This is a genomic window from Nonomuraea sp. NPDC050556 (assembly GCF_044457355.1).
GTDB lineage: Bacteria > Actinomycetota > Actinomycetes > Streptosporangiales > Streptosporangiaceae > Nonomuraea.
This window is the reverse complement of the sequence record NZ_JBITGU010000001.1, coordinates 1,528,485-1,547,471: the sequence shown is the minus strand read 5'-3', so window position 1 is coordinate 1,547,471 and position 18,987 is coordinate 1,528,485. Positions and strand designations below refer to the sequence as shown.

Below are 18,987 nucleotides of genomic sequence, written 5' to 3'. Positions count from 1 at the left end.
GGATCATGTTCCTCCTCGCCTTCGTCGGCGCGTGCGTCCTGGTGGCCATGGTCCCCGGGGTCAGCACCGCGATCATCCTGCGTCAGACCCTGCGAGCCGGGCGCGGCAGCGGCATGGCGGCCCTGCTGGGCAACGAGACCGGCATCCTGCTGTGGGCCCTGGCCGCGGCGTTCGGGCTGTCGGCGCTGGTGCTGGCCTCCGAGGTCGCCTACGACGCCATGCGGATCGTCGGCGCGCTGGTGCTGCTCTACATGGGCGCGCAGTCGCTGTGGCAGGCCAGGCGTGCGGGCTCCGGGCTGCCCGAAGAGGGCAAGGCGGTCGACGGGTGGGGCAGGTCGTACCTGGCCGGGTTCGGCACCTGCCTGGCCAACCCCAAGGCGGCGGTGTTCGCGATGTCGTTCCTGCCGCAGTTCGTGCCCGAGGGCGCCAACGTGCCAGTAACGCTGGTCACGCTGGCAGTGGTGTGGGTGCTGGTGGACCTGCTGTGGTACGTCGGGGTGATCTGGATGGTGGGCCGGGCCAAGGCGCTGCTGAGCAGGCCTAAGGTCAGGTGGCGGCTGGAGCAGGTCTCCGGCGTCGTGCTCATCGGGCTGGGCGTGCGGCTGGTGATGGAGTCACGATGACCCTGCGGTACGGCAGAGCCGGATCGGGTGAACCGCTGCTGCTGCTCCACTCCGGGGTGTGCGACGCGCGGATGTGGGACCCGCAGTGGGAGGCGCTGGCCGCCCGGTTCCTGGTGGTGCGGCCTGATCTGCGGGGTTTCGGGGAGACGCCTTACGAGGCGGCCGGGCCGTACAGCGATGTGGGGGACGTGACGGAGCTGCTGGCCTCCCTCGGCCTGTCCAGGGTGGCGGTCGCCGCCTCCTCCTACGGGTGCCACGTGGCGCTGCAACTGGCGCAGGCCGGGCTGGTCAGCCGCATGGTGCTGCTCAACCCTGGCTCCGACCTGCCCGCCACCCCGGACAAGAAGGCGTTCGGCGCCGAGGAGAACCGGCTGCTGGAGGCGGGCGACGTGGCTGCGGCCACGGACCTGAACGTGCGCACCTGGCTGGGCCCCTCGGCCACCGCCGAGATGCGGGCGTTCGTGGGGGAGATGCAGCGGCACGCCTTCGAGCTGCAGCTGGCGGGGGAGGAGCTGGCTCAGGTGGACCACGAGGTCACCCTGACGCTGATCGAGACGCCGGCGCTGGTGGTGGGCGGCGGGCACGACCTGCCGTTCTTCCGTGAGAGCGCCAGGCACGTGGCGGCGTCGCTGCCGAACGGACGGCTGGTGGAGCTGGAGTGGGCCGGTCACCTGCCGGGGCTGGAGCGTCCTGAGGAGATCGCGGCGCTGCTGCTGGACTACCTTTAGCTCATGACGAACGACCTGGCGACGCTCATCACCCAGGCGCAGGACGACGACCCGCTGCTGGCGTTGCGCGCCACGACGGCGTTGCGGCGCGAGGTGGAGCGGCTGGAGGCGGTCCAGGTGCGCAGGGCGCGGATGGCCGGGTTCCCGTGGGCGATGATCGCCGACGTGATCGGGGTGAGCAAGCAGGCCGTGCACAAGAAGTACGGCAGGAGCTAGCCGTTGAGGGCCTCGGCATACCAGCGCAGGGCGATGTTCCAGGAGTAGCCGCGCCTGATGCGCCGTTCCACCTCGGGCGGCAGGGTGTCCAGGCCGCGGTGTTCCAGGGTGACGCTGGTGCCGTCGCCGTCGGGGGTGAAGACGACCTCGATCTCCATGGCCGCGCCGTCGTTGAGCAGGTCGGCCCAGGCCAGGCGGTGCGGCGGCTCCCAGGCGATGACGCGGCCGACGTCGACGTGGCCGCCGTCCGACCACAGCTCGCGCAGGTAGCCGTCGACGAAGCGGATGCCGACGGCTTTGGCCTGGTCGACCCAGCTGTGCGGGCCGCGCACGTACCAGGCGTCGATCTCGGCGGTGAAGACGGCGAAGGCGGTCTGCTGGTCGACCGGGACGGTGACGGTGGCCTGGACGGCGTTCACCGGGTGCGCTCCACGTGCTCCTTGAAGGAGCCGAGCTGCTCGGCCCAGAAGGCCTGCACCTGGTCCAGCCACGCCTGCAGCGCGGTGAAGGGCTCCTGGCGCAGGGTGTAGAGGCGCAGGCGGGCGTCCTGCTCGCCCGCTTCTGCCTCGACCAGGCCTTTGGCGCGCAGCACGCGTAGGTGCCTGCTCAGCGCCGGGGGGCTCATCTGCACGGCCTGGGCCAGCTCCCCGGCCGGTCGCGGGCCCTGGCGCAGCAGGTCGATGACCTTGCGCCTGGTGGGGTCGGCGAGGGCGGCCAGGGTGGCGTCCAGATCGGTCACAACGTTTAACGATAGCGGCAACCTTTGTCAGGCGGGGGCCTGGATGGTGCCGATGCCCAGGGTGCTGGTCATGGGCAGGATCCCGGCCTCGAAGACCGCGCCCAGGAAGGGCAGGTTGAGCTGCGCCAGCCGTTCGGCCCTGGCCTCGCCGAGCGCGCGCCACGGGCGGGCGGCCAGCTCGTCGGTGGTGCGTTCGACCTGGTCGCGCAGCGCGCGGCCCGCCTCTGTGGCGGTGCCGTCGGCGTTCACCAGGCCGCGCTCCTGGAGACGGTCCTGGGCCTGCGCCCACTCCTGCTCGCTCCACCCGCGCCCGGCGAAGTTGGCCACCGGGGCGGCGCCGACGGCGGCGAAGGACACCAGCGCCTCGCAGCCGTCCAGCCCGGCGTTCCGCAGCGCGGTCAGGTGGCCGTCGCCGCGGTGCTCGCGCAGCACCGTGTAGGCCTGCCAGAGCGCCAGGTGCGGCTCGTCGGGCCAGGGCAGGTCGAGGTTGGCGGCGGCCATCGGCCGGTGTTCCACGTCGACGGACTCGGCCGCCTCGATGGCCAGCTCGGCCGCCTCCTTGGCGTTCAACGCGTCGTCGCCGAGCATGTCGCGCAGGGTCCTGTCCATCGCCACGAGCCGCTTGTCCAGCAGCTTCTCCGGGCTCGCCGTGTGCCAGATGCCGGGCACGATCCCGGCGATCATCGCGGGGCTGAAGCTGTAGTAGGTGGCCGTCACCAGGGCCGGTCCTGCGGCGCCCAGCGGCGCGGTGCGCCAGGCGAAGTAGCTCGGCCAGCGCGACTCGACGTCGAGCCCGAGCTTGGCTGCCTCGTCGAAGGCCTGGGGGGCGAAGTAGAGGGCGGCGTGGACGGGCTCGATCTGGTGCCACATCCGGCGGGCGAGTCCGGCGAAAACATCCATCACATTTCCTCACTGGCTAGATAAGCTATGACAGTGACGATAGACGTGTGGAGCATCACTGGTCAATCCCAGGTAGACAGTTATGTCGGACGGTGGGCGGGCGTGGCCGTCGACCTGGTCAACCACCTGGCCGTCCGCGCCGCGCACGGCCGCCGGGTCGTCCTGCCCCCGGCCGAGCCGCCCTGGCCCGAGGTGAGCGCCGCGGACGTCGAAGGGCTGACGCGGGTGGCCGAGGAACTGCTGCCCGCCTTCCTGGGCGCGGCCACCTCGCTCAACACCATGCTCGTACGGCACGCGGCCGTCCCTGCCCTGCACGGCCCGGCGGAAGGGCCCTGGCAACTGGCCTTCCACCAGCCGGGCGCGCCGCTGGTGGAGGAGTGGGCGGCCAACGCCGGCACCGCGCTGGCCATGGTGATGGGCGTGGGCCAGGGTCAGCGGCTCGGCCAGTGCCAGGCGGGCTCCTGCGACCTGGTCTTCTTCGACACCACGCGCAACGCCTCGCGCCGCTTCTGCGGGCTGTCGTGCCAGAACCGCGCCAAGGCCGCCGCCTACCGGGCCCGCCGCGCCACGCCCGTCCCGGTGATCCCTAGAGAAGGTCGCTGACGATGCTCGCGGCCGCCGCCGAGCCCGCCGCCGCTGCGGTGATGAGCTGGGCCATGGGGTCGGCGACGTTGCCCGCCGCCCACAACCCGGGCACGCTGGTGCGTCCCATGGCGTCGACGACCACGCGGGTGAAGAACTCGTTGGTCTCGGTCTCCACGCCCTTGAGGAAGTCGAGGTTGCCGACCATCGCCGGGGCCACGAACACCGCCGACCGGGCGACCACGGAACCGTCGGCCAGCTCCACGCCGGTGAGCGCGTCCTGCTCGACCACGAGGCGCTCGACCACGCCGTCCACGACCTTGACGCCGCGTTCGGCGAGCTGGGCGGCGTCCTTCTCCGACAGGGGCGGCATGGTGTGGGTGAACAGGGTCACGTCCGGCGACCACAGGCTCACCAGTGAGGCCTGGTGGACCGAGCGGCTGGTGCCGCCGATCACGCCCAGGGGCTGGTCGCGCACCTCCCAGCCGTGGCAGAACGGGCAGTGCAGCGCGTCCCTGCCCCACCGCTCCGGTAGTCCCTCGACGGCGGGCAGCTCGTCGGTCAGGCCGGTGGTCACCAGGGCGCGGAGCGCGGTGACGCGGCGGTCGCCGAAGGTGACGGCGATGCCGCCCTCGACCTGCTCCACCCGGGTGACCTCGCCCTGGGCGAACTGCCCGCCGTACCCCTCGACCTCCTTGCGGCCGATGGCCAGCAGCTCGTGCGGCGGCAGGCCGTCGCGGGACAGGAAGCCGTGCAGGTGGCCGGCGAACCTGTTGCGCGGCGTGCCCGAGTCGATCACGAGTACGTTGCGGCGCGCCCTGGTCAGGACGAGCGCCGCGTTGAGTCCGGCGGCTCCGCCGCCCACGATGATCACGTCGTGTTCCATGCGTTCACCTTGCGCGACCGGAGGCGCTATTGGCAAACCTGGTTTGCTAGCATGGCAAACATGGACGAAGTGGGTGCACGGCTGCGGGCCGTACGGGTGGAGCGCGGGCTGACGCTGGCGCAGCTGGCCCAGGAGACCGGCATCTCGGTGAGCACGCTGTCGCGGCTGGAGTCGGGTGGCAGGCGGCCGACGCTGGAGCTGCTGCTGGCGCTGTCGCGGGCGCACCGGGTGTCGCTGGACGACCTGGTGGGAGCGCCGCCGGTGGGCGATCCGCGTGTCCACCTGCGGCCGGAGGAGCTCAACGGGATGACGATCGTGCGGCTGACCCGCGAGTCTGGGGGACTGCTGGCGTTCAAGATGGTCATCCCGGGCGGCAGGTCTAAGCCCGAGCCGAAGACGCACGAGGGCTACGAGTGGCTGTACGTGCTGAGCGGGCGGCTGCGGCTGATGCTGGGCGAGCACGACCTGGTGCTGAAGGCGGGCGAGGTCGCCGAGTTCGACACCCGGGTGCCGCACTGGTTCGGCAGCGCCGACGAGGCGCCGGTGGAGGTGCTGAGCCTGTTCGGCAGCCAGGGCGAGCGCATCCACGTGCGGGCGCAGCCCCGTAAGAAATCTACTTAGTAAAGGCGCTCGGCTTGAGCGACACCGCTGACGCGGCCATGAACAAGCACAACAGCACCGGGATGGTCAGGGCGGCGGGCAGGCCGACGAGTTCGGCCGCGCCGCCGATGATGACCGGGCCCAGCATGAGGCCCGCGTAGCCGAGCGTGGCCACCTGGGCGATCGCCTCGCCCGCGCGGGCCGGGTCGTGGTTGCCCGCGGCCGAGAACACCTGCGGCACCAGCGTCGCCAGGCCCAGGCCGAACAGCCCGAACCCGGCCATCGCCGCGGCGGGCTGGGCGACGACGAGCGCCCCGCCGAGCCCGGCCGCCGCCAGCAGCCCCGACCAGCGCACCAGCCTGACCGGGCCGAGCTTGAGCGCCAGCCAGTCGCCGGCGAAGCGGCCGAGCGTCATGCACGTGGAGAACACCGCGAAGGCGATGGCGGCGGGGCCGGGGGCGGTGCCGAGGTGTTCGTGCAGGTAGACGGCGCTCCAGTCGCCCGCAGCCCCCTCGCCGACCAGGCCGGAGAAGGCCATGACGCCCATGAAGACGATCCAGCCCGACCAGCGGGCGCGCTTCCTGGGCTCGTGGTGGTCGGTTCTGGCGGTGGGGAGCAGGGCCCGCTTTGCCAGTACGGCAAGCGCCGCCAGGGGGAGGGTGACGGCGGTGAAGGTGGGGCCGGGAGGCACCTCCAGCCAGGCGAACAGGGCTCCGAGACCGGCGCCGATGAGGCCGCCGACGCTGAACATGCCGTGGAAGGAGGACATGAGCGGCCTGCCGTACACGCGCTCCACCTCCACGGCGTGGGTGTTCATGGCGACGTCGAGGCAGGCGTTGACCATGCCCCAGGCGAACAGGGCGGCGATGAGGGCGGCCAGGTTGGGGGCGAAGCCCGGGGGGATCATGAGGAGGCTGGAGGCCACGCCGGCGGGCACGATGACGGCGGCGCTGCCGAGGCGGTCGGTGAGGCGTCCTGCGAACTGCATGCCGAGGACCAGGCCCACGGCGACGGCCAGCAGGGCCAGGCCCAGCTCGCCGTCGGTGAGGGAGAGGTTCTGCTTGACGGCGGGGATGCGGGCGGCCCAGACGCCGGACACGAGGCCCAGGACGGCGAAGAAGTAGGCGACGGCTCGTCGGGCTTTGACGCCTTGCGCGAGGTCTGTCACGTTCTCCCCAGATTCACCGGATCGAGTCTGCCGGGTTCCCCGTCTCCAGCACAACCGGGCAGGATGGCCGCATGGTTTCCTGGACGGAGTTCGAGAGGGAGGCGCCGGATCTGGCGCGTCAGGTGCTGGCGTTGATGGGGTCGCACAAGCACAAGGTGCTGGCCACCCTGCGCAAGGACGGCTCGCCGCGGGTGAGCGGCACCGAGACCGACTTCAGGGACGGCGAGCTGTGGCTCGGCTCGATGCCGGGCTCGCTGAAAGCGCTGGACCTGCGGCGGGACCCGCGGATGGCGCTGCACACCTCCTCCCCTGACGCGGACGAGGCGAATCCGTCGTCGTGGCCGGGCGACGCGAAGCTGGCGGGCCGGGCGGTCGAGGTGACCGACCCGGCCGTGCTGGCCAGGTTCGAGATGCCGGGGGAGGGGCCGCACCTGTTCCGGGTCGAGGTGGAGGAGGTGGTGTGGACGCGGGTCGAGGGTGACCTGATGGTGATCGACACCTGGCACCCGGGCCGGGGCACCCGCCGGATCAAGCGCCAGTAGCCCGGAGCCGCGCTCTAGGCGTCGCGGGTGTGCAGGAGGCGGGTGGCGGTGGCCAGGGAGGCGGCGGCCCAGGCGGCGGCGACGCCCAGGCCGGCCCAGGGGGTCAGGGGGAGTTCTGCCAGGTATCGGGTGCTCTGGATGGCCAGGCCGGCGTTCATGGGTGAGATCTTCCACACCCACCTCTGCCAGTCGGGGTCGGGGATCATGGCGCCCAGGATCGGCAGGAGGAACAGCACGCCCAGCACCGTCCCCACTCCGGCGGCCGGGTCGCGCACGATGGTGGCCAGGCCGAGGCTGAGCAGCGCCACGAGCACCAGGTAGAGCACCGATCCCGCCACCGCGCGCAGCGTGGTCGGGTCGGTGAGGGGCGGCAGCGGCGGGAACCCGCGTGCCGGCAGGATGAGCCGCCCCAGGAGCCACGAGGCGAGGGCGGCGGGGATGGCCGCGCCCAGCACGAGGGCGCTGAGCACGGCCGCTTTGGCGGCCAGCATCCCGGTGCGCCGGGGCAGCGCGAGGAGCGTGGTGTGGATCATGCCGGTGCCGTACTCGTCGCCGATCGACAGCACGGCCAGGACCGCGACGACGACCTGTCCTGCCTGGATGCCCATGAGGGCGAGCTTGGTGGTGTCCTGGCCGCAGCGGACCGCGTCGCAGGTGACGGTGGCGGTGGCGGCGGCGCTGACCAGGACGGCGAGCGCGACGATGCCCAGCAGCATCCAGCCGGTGCCGCGCAGGGTGGTGGCTTTGGTCCATTCGGCGCGCAGGTGGCGGCTCATGCGTCCCTCCTGCGCAGCCGTACGGTGGCCAGGGCCAGGACGCCGGCGGCGTAGGCGCACAGGACGGCCAGCCCGCCCCACGGGGGCAGCGGGTAGTAGCCGAGCTGGGGCGCGTAGTTGGAGACGACCTGTTCGTAGGCCGGGATGCTCTGCATGGCGGCCAGCCCGGCGGCCGGGGTGAGGCGCAGCAGCCATCGGGCGGCTTCGACGGGCAGGATCGAGGTGGTGGCCAGGGTGTAGGGCAGCACGATGGTGACGGCTGCGACGATGACGCCCCAGGCGCTGCGGCGCAGCAGCGCGCCGACGGCCAGCGCGAAGACGGCGGCGACGGCCATGAAGGCGGCTGCTCCGGCGATGACGCGGAGCTCGGTGAGGGTGCTGACGGGCCGCAGCGGGATGCCGTTGGCGCGCAGGATGGCGCTGCAGACGGGCACGACGACGGCGGCGGCGATGAGGCCGGTGGCGAAGGTGACCGCGGCGATGACGGCGGCTTTGGCGGCCAGGACCCCGGTGCGGCGGGGGAAGGCCAGGAGCGTGGTGTGGATGAGGTTGCGCCGGTATTCAGCGGTGATGAACAGGACGGCGACCACGATGACGACCAGGAGGGCGGCGATGAGGCCGGACAGGGTGGTCTCGATGGGCTGGCCCTCGGTGGAGGGGCCGATGTCGCCGGTGCCGGACACGGTGAGGGTGTCGCCGCTGGTGATGAGGCCGTTGGGGGTGTGGAGGCGTTCCCAGTCGGTGAGGTGTCCGGCGAAGCCGACGTCGGTGGCGGTCCAGCCGCCCGCTGGGGTGACGTGGTCGAAGGTGGCGGTGGCCTGGGTGAAGCGGCACTGGCCGATGGTGCCGCCGAGGTCGCCCTGCTTGAGTGTCAGGTCGCAGGGGGAGGTGACGAACAGGCCGATCTGGACGGTGCGTGGCAGGCCGGTGAGGTCGGCGTCGCCGATCGGGGTCCAGCGTTTGCCGTCGGGTGAGACGTGGCCGGTGAGGGTGTCGCCGGTGCGGGTGAGGCGTAGCCAGGCGCCTTCGCCGCCCGCGGTGTCATGGACGAAGTTGTGTTGCATGCGGACGCCGTGCGCGCCGGTGAGGGTGACGGCGGCGTAGCGGGAGCCGGGCCGGGTGCCGTCCTTGATCATGACTCCGGCTTTGGCCCAGGGCACGACGCCGGTGACGATCTGGTCGTGGTTGGGTGGCGGGTAGGTGATGATGCCGGTGAGTTCGGCGACGCGGGCGGTGATGGCGCCGTCGCCGTCCAGGGTGCGGTGGACGAACTCGAAGCGGTCGTTGACCTGCTCGCCCTCGGGTCCGGTCAGGACGACGGGGCAGACGCTGCCCGGGGCGCCGTCGCAGGAGCCGCTGCTGCCGTTGGCGGCCAGCAGCCCGAGCCCGATCATGAGCAGGGCGGCTGCGGCCATGGCGGCGACCCAGCCGCGTACGGTCCTGAACTTGGTCCATTCGGCGCGGATCATCGGGTGCCTCGGTATTCGACGGCGTCCTTGGTGAGCTCCATGTAGGCCTCTTCGAGGGTGGCGCGGTGGGCGGAGATTTCGGAGAAGGGGACGCCGCGTGGGCCGAGCAGGGCGATGATCTGCTCGCTGGGCAGCCCGGAGACGGTCAGTCCTGTGGCGTTGGGGGTGACGGTGGCTCCGGCGTTCGCCAGGAGGCCGGTGGCCTGGTCGGGGGCGGTGGTGCGCAGGGTGACGCGGTCGCCGGCGACGGCGGCGAGGAGCTGGGCGACGCTGGTGTCGGCCAGGACGCGGCCGCGGCCGACGACGACGAGGTGGCCTGCGGTGTCCTGCAGTTCGCTCATGAGGTGGCTGGAGACCAGGACGGCGCGCCCTTGGAGGGCCAGGTCGGTGAGGAATTCCCGCATCCAGACGATGCCGTCGGGGTCGAGGCCGTTGAAGGGTTCGTCGAGGATGACGACGGGCGGGTCGCCGAGCAGGGCGGCGGCGATGCCCAGGCGCTGGCGCATGCCGAGGGAGAAGCCGCCGGCGCGGCGGTGGGCGGCGCTGTCGAGGCCGGTCAGGCGCAGCACCTCCTCGACGCGGGCGGCGCCGAGGCCCTGGGAGTGGGCCAGCCACAGCAGGTGGTTGCGCGCGGTGCGGCTGGGCTGCAGGGCGGCGGCGTCGAGGAGGGCGCCGACGTGCCGCAGCGGGGTTTCGAGTGTCGGGTACGGTTTTCCGCCGACCAGGGCGGTGCCCGCGTCTGGGGCGTCGAGGCCGAGGATGACGCGCAGGGTGGTGGACTTGCCGGCGCCGTTGGGTCCGACGAAGCCGGTGACCGTACCCGGCCGTACGGTGAAGGTCATGCCGTCGAGGGCCTGGGTCTGGCCGAAGCGCTTGCGCAGGCCGTCGACGTCGATGGTTGCTCGCATGGCCAGAGTTGTACGCAGGTGCGCCTAACGGGGGCAGAACGGTCCCTGTCATGCCGGTGTTAGGTGGTGCAGGGCATTGTGGGGGTCATGAGGTTTCTGCGAGACCGGCCGATCGGGGCGCGGTTCACCGTGTTGTTCGGCGCGCTGTTCCTACTGTCGGGGGCGGGGTTGCTGCTGGTGACCAACGTGGTGGCGTTCGGGTCGACGCGGATCTCGGTGCCGGTGGGGGCGGGCGGGCCGCAGGTGTCGCTGGCGGCGGCGCAGGAGCACATCAGGCAGCTGGAGGCGCAGTTGCGGCGGCAGTCCTCGGTGCTGCCCGTGGCTTCTGTGGTGGCGTTGGCGATCATGGCGGTGGTGTCGGTGGTGCTGGGGCGGATCGTGGCGGTGCGGGTGCTGCGCCCGTTGCGGACGATCACCGCGGCCACGCGCCGCATCTCGGCGGACAATCTGCACGAGCGGCTGGCCGTACCCGGTCCTGAGGACGAGGTGAAGCGGCTGGCCGACACGATCGACGGGTTGCTGGAGCGGCTGGAGGGCTCGTTCGCGGCGCAGCGGCGGTTCGTGGCCAACGCCTCGCACGAGTTGCGCACGCCACTGGCGACGATGCGGGCCTTCGTGGACGTGGCCGAGGGCAAGCCGGGGCCGGTTCCTGAGCAGACGCTGGTGCTGGCCGGACGTATCCGTACCGAGCTGGATCAGGTGGACCGGTTGCTGGAGGGGTTCTTGACGCTGGCGCGCGCCCAGCACGGCGCTGTGGAGGGGCCGAGCGTGGTCGATCTGGGTGAGCGGGTCGGCCTGGCTCTGCAGGCGCGGGCTGAGGCGGTGGCGGCCAAGGAGCTGCGGGTGGAGGTGGTGGACGAGGGGTCGCGGACGCGGGGCAGCGCGACGCTGCTCGCGCGGCTGGTGGACAACGTGATCGACAACGCGGTCACGCACAACCGGCAGGGCGGCTGGGTCCGGGTGCTGACGTCCGGCGGCAGGCTGGTGGTGGAGACCGGTGGGCCGGTGCTGGACCAGGCCGAGCTGGTACGGCTGGCGCACCCCTTCGAGCGGCTGGGCGCCGACCGGACGGGTTCCGCGACGGGGTCGGGGCTGGGGTTGTCGATCGTGTCGGCGATCGCCGAGGCGCACGGCGGCGGCCTGGAGTTGGTGGCGATCCCGTCGGGTGGTCTTCGGGTCGAGGTCACGCTGGTGGAGGCGGGCGCGTGAGGGTTCTGGTGGTGGAGGACGCGCGGGCGCTGGCCGAGGCGCTGGTGGAGGGGTTGCGCGACCAGGGCATGGCGGTCGACGTCGCCTTCGACGGGCTGGAGGCGGCGGCGAAGCTGGACCTGAACCCTTATGACGTGGTGGTGCTGGACCGGGATCTGCCGGGCATCCACGGCGACACGCTCTGCCAGATGATCACCGAGCGGGACGACCGGGTGATGGTGCTGATGCTGACCGCCGCTGCCTCGCCGGGTGAGCGGGTCAGCGGGCTGACCCTGGGTGCGGACGACTATCTGGCCAAGCCGTTCCACTTTCCGGAGCTGGTGTTGCGCATCCACGCGCTGGCCCGCCGACGGCCCGGCGCCAGGTCGCGCACGTTGCGGGCGGCGGGGGTGGAGCTGGACGCGGTGCGGCGTAGGGTGACCCGCGACGGGCGGTTGCTGGAGCTGTCGGTCAAGGAGTTCGCTTTGCTTGAGGCGTTGCTGCGGGCCACGCCGGCGTTCCTGAGCACCGAGGACCTGCTGGAGCAGGTGTGGGACGAGCACGCCGATCCGATGACGAACACGGTGACGGTGACGATCGGGCGGTTGCGCCGCAAGCTGGGCGCCCCGTCGATCATCACGACGACGCCCGGGGTGGGGTACCGCATAGATCCGGACTTATGACCCTCTATTGTCACGAACGTGAAAAAGCTCCTTTATGCGGCACATACCTACATGATTGTTGGTGTGATCAGCGGGCTGTACTACCGCGAGATCACCAAGCTCAACGACTTCACCGGCGACACCCAGCTCGGCGTCGTGCACACCCATCTGCTGGCGCTGGGGATGTTGTTCTTCCTCATCGTGCTGGCGCTGGAGAAGCTGTTCACCCTCAGCGCCGTGGGCAAGCTGTTCACCTGGTTCTTCTGGGTGTACAACGCCGGGCTGGTGTTGACGGTGGCGATGCTGACCCTGCACGGCACGCTGACGGTGCTGGGCAAGGAGTCCGGCGCGGCGATCGCAGGGATCGCCGGGCTGGGGCACATCGTGCTGACGGTGGGGCTGGTCCTGTTCTTCATCACCCTCGGCAAGCGAATCCCCGCCAAGGCCTGATCGTCAGGGCGGCGTGGCCGTCCGGTCGATGGGGCGTGCGTGCAGGACGGCGTTGTCCAGGTGGCGATAGCTGCCTGGGCTGCCGACTCTGGTCGTGCAGGAGATGATGTACAGGGTGTTGTCCCCGCCGGGGCTGAAGATGCGCCGGGGGAGGTCGTGTTTGCGGTACTTGCGGATGGAGACCGTTCGGTAGTGGCGCACATGGTCACCCATGCGGAGGGCGATCTTCGCTCCGACCTTGACGGACATCAGCCGGTGCAGCGCCCCGGGGGTTCCGGCGGAGTCGGAGACGTGGCCGTCGAGAACGATGCCTCCGGCCGGGCTGGTGATCCTCGCCCCTCCCCGCCACCAGCCGACCCTGGCGATGGGTGGGACCTGAAGCACGCCTCGAACGATCGCGACCTGGTCGATCCTGGCGTGGACGCCGATGGACTCGATGGTGAGCCTGCCCACCTTGCGCCCGCGCCAGACCGGGACGGGGTTGCGTGCGGGGTCGGTCCGCGCCTCGGGTCCACCTCTTCCCCGGCCGCCTCCGGGCTCGGGTCGACCGTCTGCCGCAAGAGCGGCCGCCCGCACGGGGCCGGCCTCCGTCACAACCGTGCCAGGCAGCAGGAACGCTGCGCCCGCCATCAGCAGGCGCGCGACGCCCGTTGGGCGGGCGGATCTGCGACTCGTGCTCAGCATGTCTTCGCGGTCAGTAGAAGACCACACCAGGCAGCTTCACCCCACCGCCGGTCAGCACCTTGGGTGGCTTGTGATGCTTGTGATGTTTGTGCGGCTTGGGTGGGGTGGGCGGCTTGGGCGGAGTGGGGGGCTTAGGTGTCTTGGGTACGAGGCTGTGTTCGTTCGTGCCTCCACAGGAGGCGCCCAGGATGGTGCTGCCGTCGGACGTGTCGCGGTTGATGGGATCATCGCCTCCCTCGACGCGGATCACGATGGGAAAGGTGGAAGTGACTCCAGCTTCGCTGAAGGTGGCGGTCCCCCGGTTCCCCACACGTAGTAGCCGGGTGCGGTCACCTTTACGGGAGGGGTCGTGAATTTTCCGGATCTCAGGTCGCTCCCGGTGACCGTAAAGGTGAGGGGCTTCTTGGTGATGAGCTTCGCCGGTAGGTACGGCGCGTCCAGATCAGGTGTATCTGACGCGCAACGACCAGGGCCGGGCAGCGTGGGGTACGGCCCGTAGAGAACCGAGTAGAACTCGATCTTCACGATGGGCGCCGTGCTGTCCGCGGGCCGGGACCAGCTCACGGTATCGGTGAGCTCGAACCCGCCACCGCGCGCCCTGGCCATGCTCGACGTGGACTTGGCGTTGAAGATGGACACCGATCTCGCACGCTCATCGCTTCCCGTGATGCCTGCGTGTGCCGGGGCGAGGTGGCTCACGCTCATCGTCGCCAGCCCGGCGGCCAGAGCTAGCAAATGCCTGGAATACCCCATGATGTTCCCTTGACGTGTTGAACTCGGACTGCGGGCATCGCGCTAGCCAGCGCCGGCACACGCCGTATTCGCCGGGAGCGGGAACTCGGCGAATCGATACCGGTCACAGAGCGTTACGATCAGCTTGAGCGATGATTTCCCTCGAAGAGGTACCTGAAACGATCTTTCATTCCCTCTTCTGGCAATCCCGGCATGCCCCGGTCGTACACTTCGGCGCCCTCACGTCACAACGGAGGACGCCGAACGCGCGGGGAGGGGCTTCAGCCGTTGAAGGCGGTGAAGGCCAGGCGCTGGATCACCGGCGGGATGCCGTCGACGGGGGCCGTGGTGCCCACCGAGTAGGCCACGCGCCGGGTGAGGTCGCGGGAGGCGAACACGCCGCTGCGGTAGCCGGGGTCGGAGCCGGTCTTGCCCCACAGGAGCGTGCCGTCGGGCAGCGGCACGTACTTCAGGCCGACGCTGAAGCAGGCCGTGCCCTTGCCCGGCCCGACGTTGCAGTTGGCGTCGTCGGCGTAGGGCAGCGGCTTGCCGTCGGCGCCCGTCGGCACGGCGAACAGCTCCGCGGCCTGCGCCGGGCGCAGCAGCCGCCCGTCGAACAGGGCGGTGACGAAGCGGTCCAGGTCGGCGGTGGTGGAGGTCAGGCTGGAGGGCAGCCCGCCCTGCACGTTGACGTCCACCAGCTTGCCGTCGCCCGCCTGCTGGTATCCGGGCAGGTACGGCCGCGGCACGGGGGCGGCCGCGCCGGGCATGGTCACCGCGGTCTCGCGCAGCTTGAGCGGCTTCAGGATGCGCGTGTACACCTCGTACTGGTAGGGGTGCCTGGTGATCGTCTCGATGAGCTTGCCGGCGATGCGGTAGCCGAAGGAGTTGTACTCCTGCCGGGTGCCCGGCCGGAACCGGGCCCCGGGGGCAGGGCGGCCCACGGGGTGCAGCGTGCGCTGGATCGCCTGGTCGAAGGTCAGGTAGTCCAGGCGGCTCCGCAGTTCCTCATCAGGGGTGGGGGTAGGGGCGCCCTCGGAGTCGCGGGGCAGGCCGCTGGTGTGGTTGAGCAGCTGACGCACGCTGATCGCATCGGGGAAGCGGTCCTGCGGCAGCAGCCCGGGCAGGTAGTGCTGCACGCTCTGGTCCAGGTCGACCCGGCCTTCGGCGGCCAGCTGGAGCAGGATCACCGCGTCCATCGGCTTGCTGACGCTGCCGATACGGAACCGGGCGTCCGGGCTGACCCGCCTGCCGGTGACGACGTCACCGGACGCGCCCCTCCACGCCTCACCGTCGCGGTGCACCCGGGCCACCACCCCGCTGGCGCCGTCATCGGCGCGCACGGCGATCGCCGCACGCAGAGCGGAACGATCCAGACCTGCGGCTGCCTGCGCGGGGGCGGCGACACCGACGGCCACGACGGTGGCGGCCAGGGAAAGGGCCAAGATGCGACGCATGGGGGAAACTCCTCGTTAGGGCGGTGATCAACTGCGTCCGAGTCTGTCGAACCGGCCCCGTGGGTTCGACAGGGATCACCCCGACCCCGCCCCTGAACCGACCCCGGCCCCGCCTCAGGTCGGCGCTCCCCTCATGGCGCGCCGAAGAAGTCACGCAACGCCCGGGCCACGACGAGCGGCGCCCCGTCGTCCTCCGGCGCTGAGTGCCCGACCCCCGGCAGGGTGATGGTGCGCGAGTGCGGGAGCACCTCGGCGAGCCTGCGAAGGGCGAGACCCAGATACGCCGCGCTGCGCGCACCCCCGAGAAGCAGCACCCGCGCGTCGAGCGCCGCGTAGTCCATGACCGTGTCGGCCATCTCCCCGACCACCCGCATGTCGAAATGCTGCGTGGGGATGAGCGCTTTGACCGGCACCTCATCGGCGGGCCCAGCGCCCTGCAACCGCGCGCCGAGCGCCAGGAGCGGCACGAGGGCGAAGCGCGGGATCCTGCTGAACAGCGACGGCTCGGCCTTCAGCCCCTTCAGCGCGGTGACCAGCGCTGACGCGCTCTTGCCCGCGGCGATCTCGCGGTCGTAGCGCGGCACCCAGTCCACCGGCGCCGACCCGTCGATCGACAATGGGGGCTCGTACAGGGCGACCCGGTCGAGGGCGGGCGTGCTCAGGGCCGTGCGCAGGACGACGAGCGCGCCGGTGCTCAGCCCGAAGACCCGCGACGCGCCGGTCGCCGTGACGAGCGCCCGCAGGTCCTCGACCTCACGCAGGACGCTGAAGTCGGCCCCGTGCGGGCCGCTCAGCCCGCGCCCACGCCGGTCGGGCACGTAGACGGTGAAGTCCGCCGACAGGGCGGTGGCGAGCTTGGTGAAGTGCTGCGAGGCCTGCATCCCGCCGTGCACGAGGATCAGCCCGGGCCCGCGGCCGCGGCGGCGGTAGCCGATCGTGGTTCCGTCGGCGGAAACAACCTGTTCGAGTACGGCACGCAGCTCGTTCTTCAGAACACGTGTCATCGTGATCCCCCATCTCGAAGTGAACAACGTTCGCGTGTACATTGTTCACGTAGGGGAAGCAGGACTGTCAACCCCGGATCCGGAGGACACACGATGGGGCAGCGACGCGCCCAGGTGCTGCAGGCGGCGATCGAGCTGCTCGACGAGGTGGGCCTGGACGCTCTCACCATGCGGCTCCTGGCCGGCAGGCTCGGAGTGCGGGCCAGCGCCCTGTACCGGCACTACCCCAGCAAGCAGGCCCTGCTCGACGCCATGGTCGCGCACCTGGTCAGCCCGGCCGACGACATCGCCCCGCTCGCCGACGCCCCCTGGGAGGAGCTGTTGCGCGGCGTGGCCTCCGGCATGCGCGAGGTCATGCTGGCCCACCGCGACGGCGCCCGCCTGCTGTCCGGCTTCCAGCACCCTGGAGAGGCGGCCGTCGCCGCCTTCCAGCACCTCATCTCCGCCCTGACCGCCGCGGGCGTCCCCGCGGGCACGGCCGCCGTCGCCGTCGACACCGTCATGGCCTACGCCAACGGCTACACGATCGAGGAGCAGGCCCGCAAAACCGGCCGGCCCAGGGAAGACCGGGATCGGACCTTCGACGACGGCCTCGAACTGATCATCGTCGGCGTCAGAGGATCCCTGCCGTCGTGACGTTGCCATACTGTGGGCGTGGAGTACGTGTCCAGAGTGCCGCGGCCGCCGCTGGACGGGCTGATCGACGACCTCTACTACCTGGAGGGGACGCCGCCGTACGCCCGGCTGATGCTGCCGCCGATGCCCGCGGCGTTGCTCATCGTCAACCTCGGCGCGCCGTTCCGCATCCGCGCCGGCGCCGACGACGAGACGGACGGGTACGCCGACGGCTGCGTGGTCTCCATGCCCACGCGCGCCTTCGAGTTCGGCTATCCGCCGGGCACCCGGTCGGTCGGCGTGCACTTCAAGCCGTGGGGGCTGGCGCCGTTCGTGCCGATGCCCGCGGCTGAGCTGTGTGATCGGCCGGTGACCGTGGAGCAGGTGTGGGGCCGGCGTGCCGTCGCCGGGCTGCGGGATCGGCTGGCCATGGCGGCCGGGCCGTACGAGATGCTGACGGTGCTGGAGGAGGAGCTCAGGCGGCGGCTGTGCGAGGCCGACGGCCTGGGGCTGGTCCGCCACGCGAGCAGCGTCATCGGGGCGGCCGGTGGGTCGGTGGCGATCGGCGACCTGAGCGTGGCGGCCGGGGTCAGCAGGACTCACCTGGCGCAGCGGTTCAAGGAGCTCGTCGGCGTCACGCCGAAGCGGCTGGCCCGCATCCATCGCTTCACCGCGACCGTGTTCGCGATCGACCCGGCCGGGCCGGTCGACTGGGGCGAGCTCGCCAGTGGCGCGGGGTACTTCGACCAGGCCCATTTCGGTCACGAGTTCCGGGCGTTCACCGGGCTCACGCCGACCCGGTACGTCGAGGTGCGGCGGCGGTTCCTGCGTGAACATCCGGACCACGTGCTGGACGGCTGGTCGCTGCCGGTCGATTGATTTCTTACAAGAGCCGCAGCTCACGACGCGCTAATTTTGGGGCACCCCAGAGCAGAGGAGAGCCTCGTGGGCAAGGTGGTCTTGTACGGCTCGGTGTCGGTGGACGGTTTCGTCGCGGACGAGAACGACCAGCCTGGACCGTTGTTCGACTGGTTGACCAGCGGTGACGTCCCCTTGGACGAGGGCGGCGTGCTGAAGGTGTCGCAGGCGTCCTATGACCACACCCGGGCGTACTGGGACCAGATCGGGGTGACCATCGCCGGGCGGCACGTCTTCGACCTGACCGACGGCTGGGACGGCAAGCCGCCGAGCGGGATCGACCACGTGGTCGTCGTGACGCACCGCCCGGCGCCCGAGGGCTGGGACCCCGGGGCGCCGTTCCACTTCGTCGACGGCGTCGAGGCGGCCGTGGCCAGGGCGCGGGAGCTGGCGGGTGACCGTGTGGTCGAGGTCGCCGCCGGGGACGTCGGTGGCCAGGTGCTCGCCGCGGGTCTGGTCGACGAGGTGCGCATGGACGTCGTGCCGGTCGTGTTCGGGTCAGGCAAGCGCTTCTTCGGGTCGGTCGGCGCGCAGCACCTGCTGGAGGATCCCGACGTGGTGATCCAGGGCCACCGGGTGCTTCACCTGCGCTGTCAGGTGCGCAGGTAGAGGTCGCGCAGGAGGCCGATCTCGCCGCCGTGATGGGAGACCTCGACCAGGGCGTGCAGCGCGAGCTTCAGGTAGGTCTCCTCGGCCCAGCCGCCGGGGCCCATGCCGATCGGCGCCAGCAGGCGCTCGTCGCCGAGGGCGGCGATGCGGGAGGTGAAGTGCTCCCAGTCCTCGGCCAGCGCCTGGAGGCCCTCCTTCGCGGTGCCCGGCCACGCGTCGCGGTCGCCGAACTCGGGGACGTCGTCGAAGAAGTGGATCACGTAGCCGCGCAGGCACAGGCTGCCGATGTGCCAGACGCGCCAGGCGATCGTCGTGACGGGGTCCGGCACCCCCGGAACCGATTCCGGGATCATCTCGGCCACGCGGAAGACGCCGTCGTCGCCGGGGCGGATGCTGAGGCAGTCGCCGACCGGCTCCCACAGGTACTCGGCGTCGGTCAGGCCCTCCAGGCGGCCGAACAGGCGGGTACGGGCGCGTTCGAAGATCGCGCGAATGTCGCGCGTGGCGGGGTCGGGCAGGGTCATGTCAACT

Annotated in this window: 26 protein-coding genes; 12 read left to right on the top strand and 14 right to left on the bottom strand. The window is 71.3% G+C overall.

Features of this window, described 5'->3' with window-relative positions; translation table 11 throughout:
• Window positions 1-5: 5 nt before the first annotated feature.
• Genes ACIBG8_RS07890 through ACIBG8_RS07880 form a run of 3 tightly spaced genes read left to right on the top strand, consistent with a single transcriptional unit; the run spans window position 6 to window position 1,567 of the window.
• The gene (locus tag ACIBG8_RS07890) at window positions 6-623 is read left to right on the top strand and encodes a LysE family translocator (RefSeq protein WP_397341824.1); all 618 of its coding nucleotides are present in this window, start codon (window positions 6-8) and stop codon (window positions 621-623) included.
• Window positions 620-1,351 carry an alpha/beta fold hydrolase gene (locus ACIBG8_RS07885; protein WP_397341823.1) on the top strand — a complete coding sequence of 244 codons (732 nt, stop codon included), beginning with the start codon at window positions 620-622 and terminating at the stop codon, window positions 1,349-1,351. Before ACIBG8_RS07890 ends, ACIBG8_RS07885 begins: the two co-directional genes overlap by 4 nt.
• A 3-nt stretch (window positions 1,352-1,354) precedes the next feature.
• Complete coding sequence (locus ACIBG8_RS07880; protein WP_397341822.1) at window positions 1,355-1,567, top strand: hypothetical protein; 213 nt, start codon at window positions 1,355-1,357, stop codon at window positions 1,565-1,567.
• On the opposite strand, the gene ACIBG8_RS07875 is transcribed toward ACIBG8_RS07880, so the two are convergent.
• The 3 genes from ACIBG8_RS07875 to ACIBG8_RS07865 are packed head-to-tail and all read right to left on the bottom strand — an operon-like array spanning window position 1,564 to window position 3,206.
• A complete protein-coding gene (locus ACIBG8_RS07875) occupies window positions 1,564-1,986 on the bottom strand; it encodes an SRPBCC domain-containing protein (RefSeq protein WP_397341821.1) in 423 nt (140 codons plus the stop codon). The genes ACIBG8_RS07880 and ACIBG8_RS07875 overlap by 4 nt on opposite strands.
• The gene (locus ACIBG8_RS07870) at window positions 1,983-2,306 is read right to left on the bottom strand and encodes an ArsR/SmtB family transcription factor (RefSeq protein ID WP_397341820.1); all 324 of its coding nucleotides are present in this window, start codon (window positions 2,304-2,306) and stop codon (window positions 1,983-1,985) included. Before ACIBG8_RS07870 ends, ACIBG8_RS07875 begins: the two co-directional genes overlap by 4 nt.
• Window positions 2,307-2,333: 27 nt before the next feature.
• On the bottom strand, window positions 2,334-3,206 hold the full coding sequence (locus tag ACIBG8_RS07865) for a hypothetical protein (protein ID WP_397341819.1): 873 nt from the start codon (window positions 3,204-3,206) through the stop codon (window positions 2,334-2,336).
• Window positions 3,207-3,239: 33 nt separating this feature from the next.
• On the opposite strand from ACIBG8_RS07865, the gene ACIBG8_RS07860 reads away from it, so the two are divergent.
• Window positions 3,240-3,809, top strand: a complete 570-nt coding sequence (locus ACIBG8_RS07860) for a CGNR zinc finger domain-containing protein (protein WP_397341818.1) — start codon at window positions 3,240-3,242, stop codon at window positions 3,807-3,809.
• Here the strand turns inward: ACIBG8_RS07860 and ACIBG8_RS07855 are convergent.
• A complete protein-coding gene (locus ACIBG8_RS07855) occupies window positions 3,793-4,674 on the bottom strand; it encodes an NAD(P)/FAD-dependent oxidoreductase (RefSeq protein WP_397341817.1) in 882 nt (293 codons plus the stop codon). The two genes, ACIBG8_RS07860 and ACIBG8_RS07855, sit on opposite strands and share 17 nt — an antisense overlap.
• Window positions 4,675-4,734: 60 nt before the next feature.
• On the opposite strand from ACIBG8_RS07855, the gene ACIBG8_RS07850 reads away from it, so the two are divergent.
• Complete coding sequence (locus tag ACIBG8_RS07850) at window positions 4,735-5,295, top strand: helix-turn-helix domain-containing protein (protein WP_397341816.1); 561 nt, start codon at window positions 4,735-4,737, stop codon at window positions 5,293-5,295.
• Here ACIBG8_RS07850 and ACIBG8_RS07845 read toward each other — a convergent pair.
• Window positions 5,288-6,442: an MFS transporter gene (locus ACIBG8_RS07845; protein ID WP_397341814.1), complete on the bottom strand. Its 1,155-nt coding sequence runs from the start codon at window positions 6,440-6,442 to the stop codon at window positions 5,288-5,290. The genes ACIBG8_RS07850 and ACIBG8_RS07845 overlap by 8 nt on opposite strands.
• Before the next feature lie 71 nt (window positions 6,443-6,513).
• Here ACIBG8_RS07845 and ACIBG8_RS07840 point away from each other — a divergent pair, with 71 nt between their 5' ends.
• Window positions 6,514-6,984, top strand: coding sequence for a pyridoxamine 5'-phosphate oxidase family protein (locus ACIBG8_RS07840; protein WP_397341813.1), 471 nt, complete (start codon window positions 6,514-6,516; stop codon window positions 6,982-6,984).
• A 14-nt stretch (window positions 6,985-6,998) separates the two neighbouring features.
• Here ACIBG8_RS07840 and ACIBG8_RS07835 read toward each other — a convergent pair whose 3' ends face one another.
• Genes ACIBG8_RS07835 through ACIBG8_RS07825 form a run of 3 tightly spaced genes read right to left on the bottom strand, consistent with a single transcriptional unit; the run spans window position 6,999 to window position 10,137 of the window.
• Window positions 6,999-7,760 (bottom strand): ABC transporter permease, encoded by a 762-nt coding sequence (locus ACIBG8_RS07835; RefSeq protein ID WP_397341812.1) that lies wholly within the window; start codon window positions 7,758-7,760, stop codon window positions 6,999-7,001.
• Window positions 7,757-9,229 carry a hypothetical protein gene (locus ACIBG8_RS07830; RefSeq protein ID WP_397341811.1) on the bottom strand — a complete coding sequence of 491 codons (1,473 nt, stop codon included), beginning with the start codon at window positions 9,227-9,229 and terminating at the stop codon, window positions 7,757-7,759. Before ACIBG8_RS07830 ends, ACIBG8_RS07835 begins: the two co-directional genes overlap by 4 nt.
• Window positions 9,226-10,137: an ABC transporter ATP-binding protein gene (locus ACIBG8_RS07825; RefSeq protein WP_397341810.1), complete on the bottom strand. Its 912-nt coding sequence runs from the start codon at window positions 10,135-10,137 to the stop codon at window positions 9,226-9,228. The genes ACIBG8_RS07830 and ACIBG8_RS07825 overlap by 4 nt, the downstream gene beginning before the upstream one ends.
• A gap of 87 nt (window positions 10,138-10,224) precedes the next feature.
• On the opposite strand from ACIBG8_RS07825, the gene ACIBG8_RS07820 reads away from it, so the two are divergent.
• From ACIBG8_RS07820 to ACIBG8_RS07810, 3 genes are read left to right on the top strand one after another with little or no spacing between them, the layout of a single operon-like run.
• A complete protein-coding gene (locus ACIBG8_RS07820) occupies window positions 10,225-11,346 on the top strand; it encodes an ATP-binding protein (RefSeq protein WP_397341809.1) in 1,122 nt (373 codons plus the stop codon).
• Window positions 11,343-12,008: a response regulator transcription factor gene (locus tag ACIBG8_RS07815; protein ID WP_397341808.1), complete on the top strand. Its 666-nt coding sequence runs from the start codon at window positions 11,343-11,345 to the stop codon at window positions 12,006-12,008. The genes ACIBG8_RS07820 and ACIBG8_RS07815 overlap by 4 nt, the downstream gene beginning before the upstream one ends.
• An 18-nt stretch (window positions 12,009-12,026) precedes the next feature.
• Window positions 12,027-12,437, top strand: coding sequence for a DUF2871 domain-containing protein (locus ACIBG8_RS07810; RefSeq protein ID WP_397341807.1), 411 nt, complete (start codon window positions 12,027-12,029; stop codon window positions 12,435-12,437).
• Between the two features lie 3 nt (window positions 12,438-12,440).
• Here the strand turns inward: ACIBG8_RS07810 and ACIBG8_RS07805 are convergent, their stop codons facing one another.
• The 5 genes from ACIBG8_RS07805 to ACIBG8_RS07785 all read right to left on the bottom strand — a co-directional run bounded on the left by ACIBG8_RS07805 (window position 12,441) and on the right by ACIBG8_RS07785 (window position 16,314).
• The gene (locus ACIBG8_RS07805) at window positions 12,441-13,121 is read right to left on the bottom strand and encodes a class F sortase (protein WP_397341806.1); all 681 of its coding nucleotides are present in this window, start codon (window positions 13,119-13,121) and stop codon (window positions 12,441-12,443) included.
• Window positions 13,122-13,131: 10 nt separating this feature from the next.
• Entirely contained in the window at window positions 13,132-13,371 is a 240-nt protein-coding gene (locus tag ACIBG8_RS07800) for a hypothetical protein (RefSeq protein ID WP_397341805.1), read from the bottom strand.
• Entirely contained in the window at window positions 13,368-13,874 is a 507-nt protein-coding gene (locus ACIBG8_RS07795; protein WP_397341804.1) for a hypothetical protein, read from the bottom strand. Before ACIBG8_RS07795 ends, ACIBG8_RS07800 begins: the two co-directional genes overlap by 4 nt.
• Window positions 13,875-14,134: 260 nt before the next feature.
• A complete protein-coding gene (locus ACIBG8_RS07790) occupies window positions 14,135-15,310 on the bottom strand; it encodes a serine hydrolase domain-containing protein (RefSeq protein ID WP_397341803.1) in 1,176 nt (391 codons plus the stop codon).
• Window positions 15,311-15,441: 131 nt separating this feature from the next.
• The gene (locus ACIBG8_RS07785; RefSeq protein ID WP_397341802.1) at window positions 15,442-16,314 is read right to left on the bottom strand and encodes an alpha/beta fold hydrolase; all 873 of its coding nucleotides are present in this window, start codon (window positions 16,312-16,314) and stop codon (window positions 15,442-15,444) included.
• 93 nt (window positions 16,315-16,407) lie between these two features.
• On the opposite strand from ACIBG8_RS07785, the gene ACIBG8_RS07780 reads away from it, so the two are divergent.
• The 3 genes from ACIBG8_RS07780 to ACIBG8_RS07770 all read left to right on the top strand — a co-directional run bounded on the left by ACIBG8_RS07780 (window position 16,408) and on the right by ACIBG8_RS07770 (window position 18,456).
• Complete coding sequence (locus ACIBG8_RS07780) at window positions 16,408-16,950, top strand: TetR/AcrR family transcriptional regulator C-terminal domain-containing protein (protein WP_397341801.1); 543 nt, start codon at window positions 16,408-16,410, stop codon at window positions 16,948-16,950.
• 18 nt (window positions 16,951-16,968) lie between these two features.
• Complete coding sequence (locus ACIBG8_RS07775; protein WP_397341800.1) at window positions 16,969-17,808, top strand: helix-turn-helix domain-containing protein; 840 nt, start codon at window positions 16,969-16,971, stop codon at window positions 17,806-17,808.
• A 66-nt stretch (window positions 17,809-17,874) separates the two neighbouring features.
• Window positions 17,875-18,456 carry a dihydrofolate reductase family protein gene (locus tag ACIBG8_RS07770; protein WP_397341799.1) on the top strand — a complete coding sequence of 194 codons (582 nt, stop codon included), beginning with the start codon at window positions 17,875-17,877 and terminating at the stop codon, window positions 18,454-18,456.
• On the opposite strand, the gene ACIBG8_RS07765 is transcribed toward ACIBG8_RS07770, so the two are convergent.
• Window positions 18,441-18,980: a DinB family protein gene (locus ACIBG8_RS07765; RefSeq protein WP_397341798.1), complete on the bottom strand. Its 540-nt coding sequence runs from the start codon at window positions 18,978-18,980 to the stop codon at window positions 18,441-18,443. The two genes, ACIBG8_RS07770 and ACIBG8_RS07765, sit on opposite strands and share 16 nt — an antisense overlap.
• Between the last annotated feature and the right edge of the window lie 7 nt (window positions 18,981-18,987).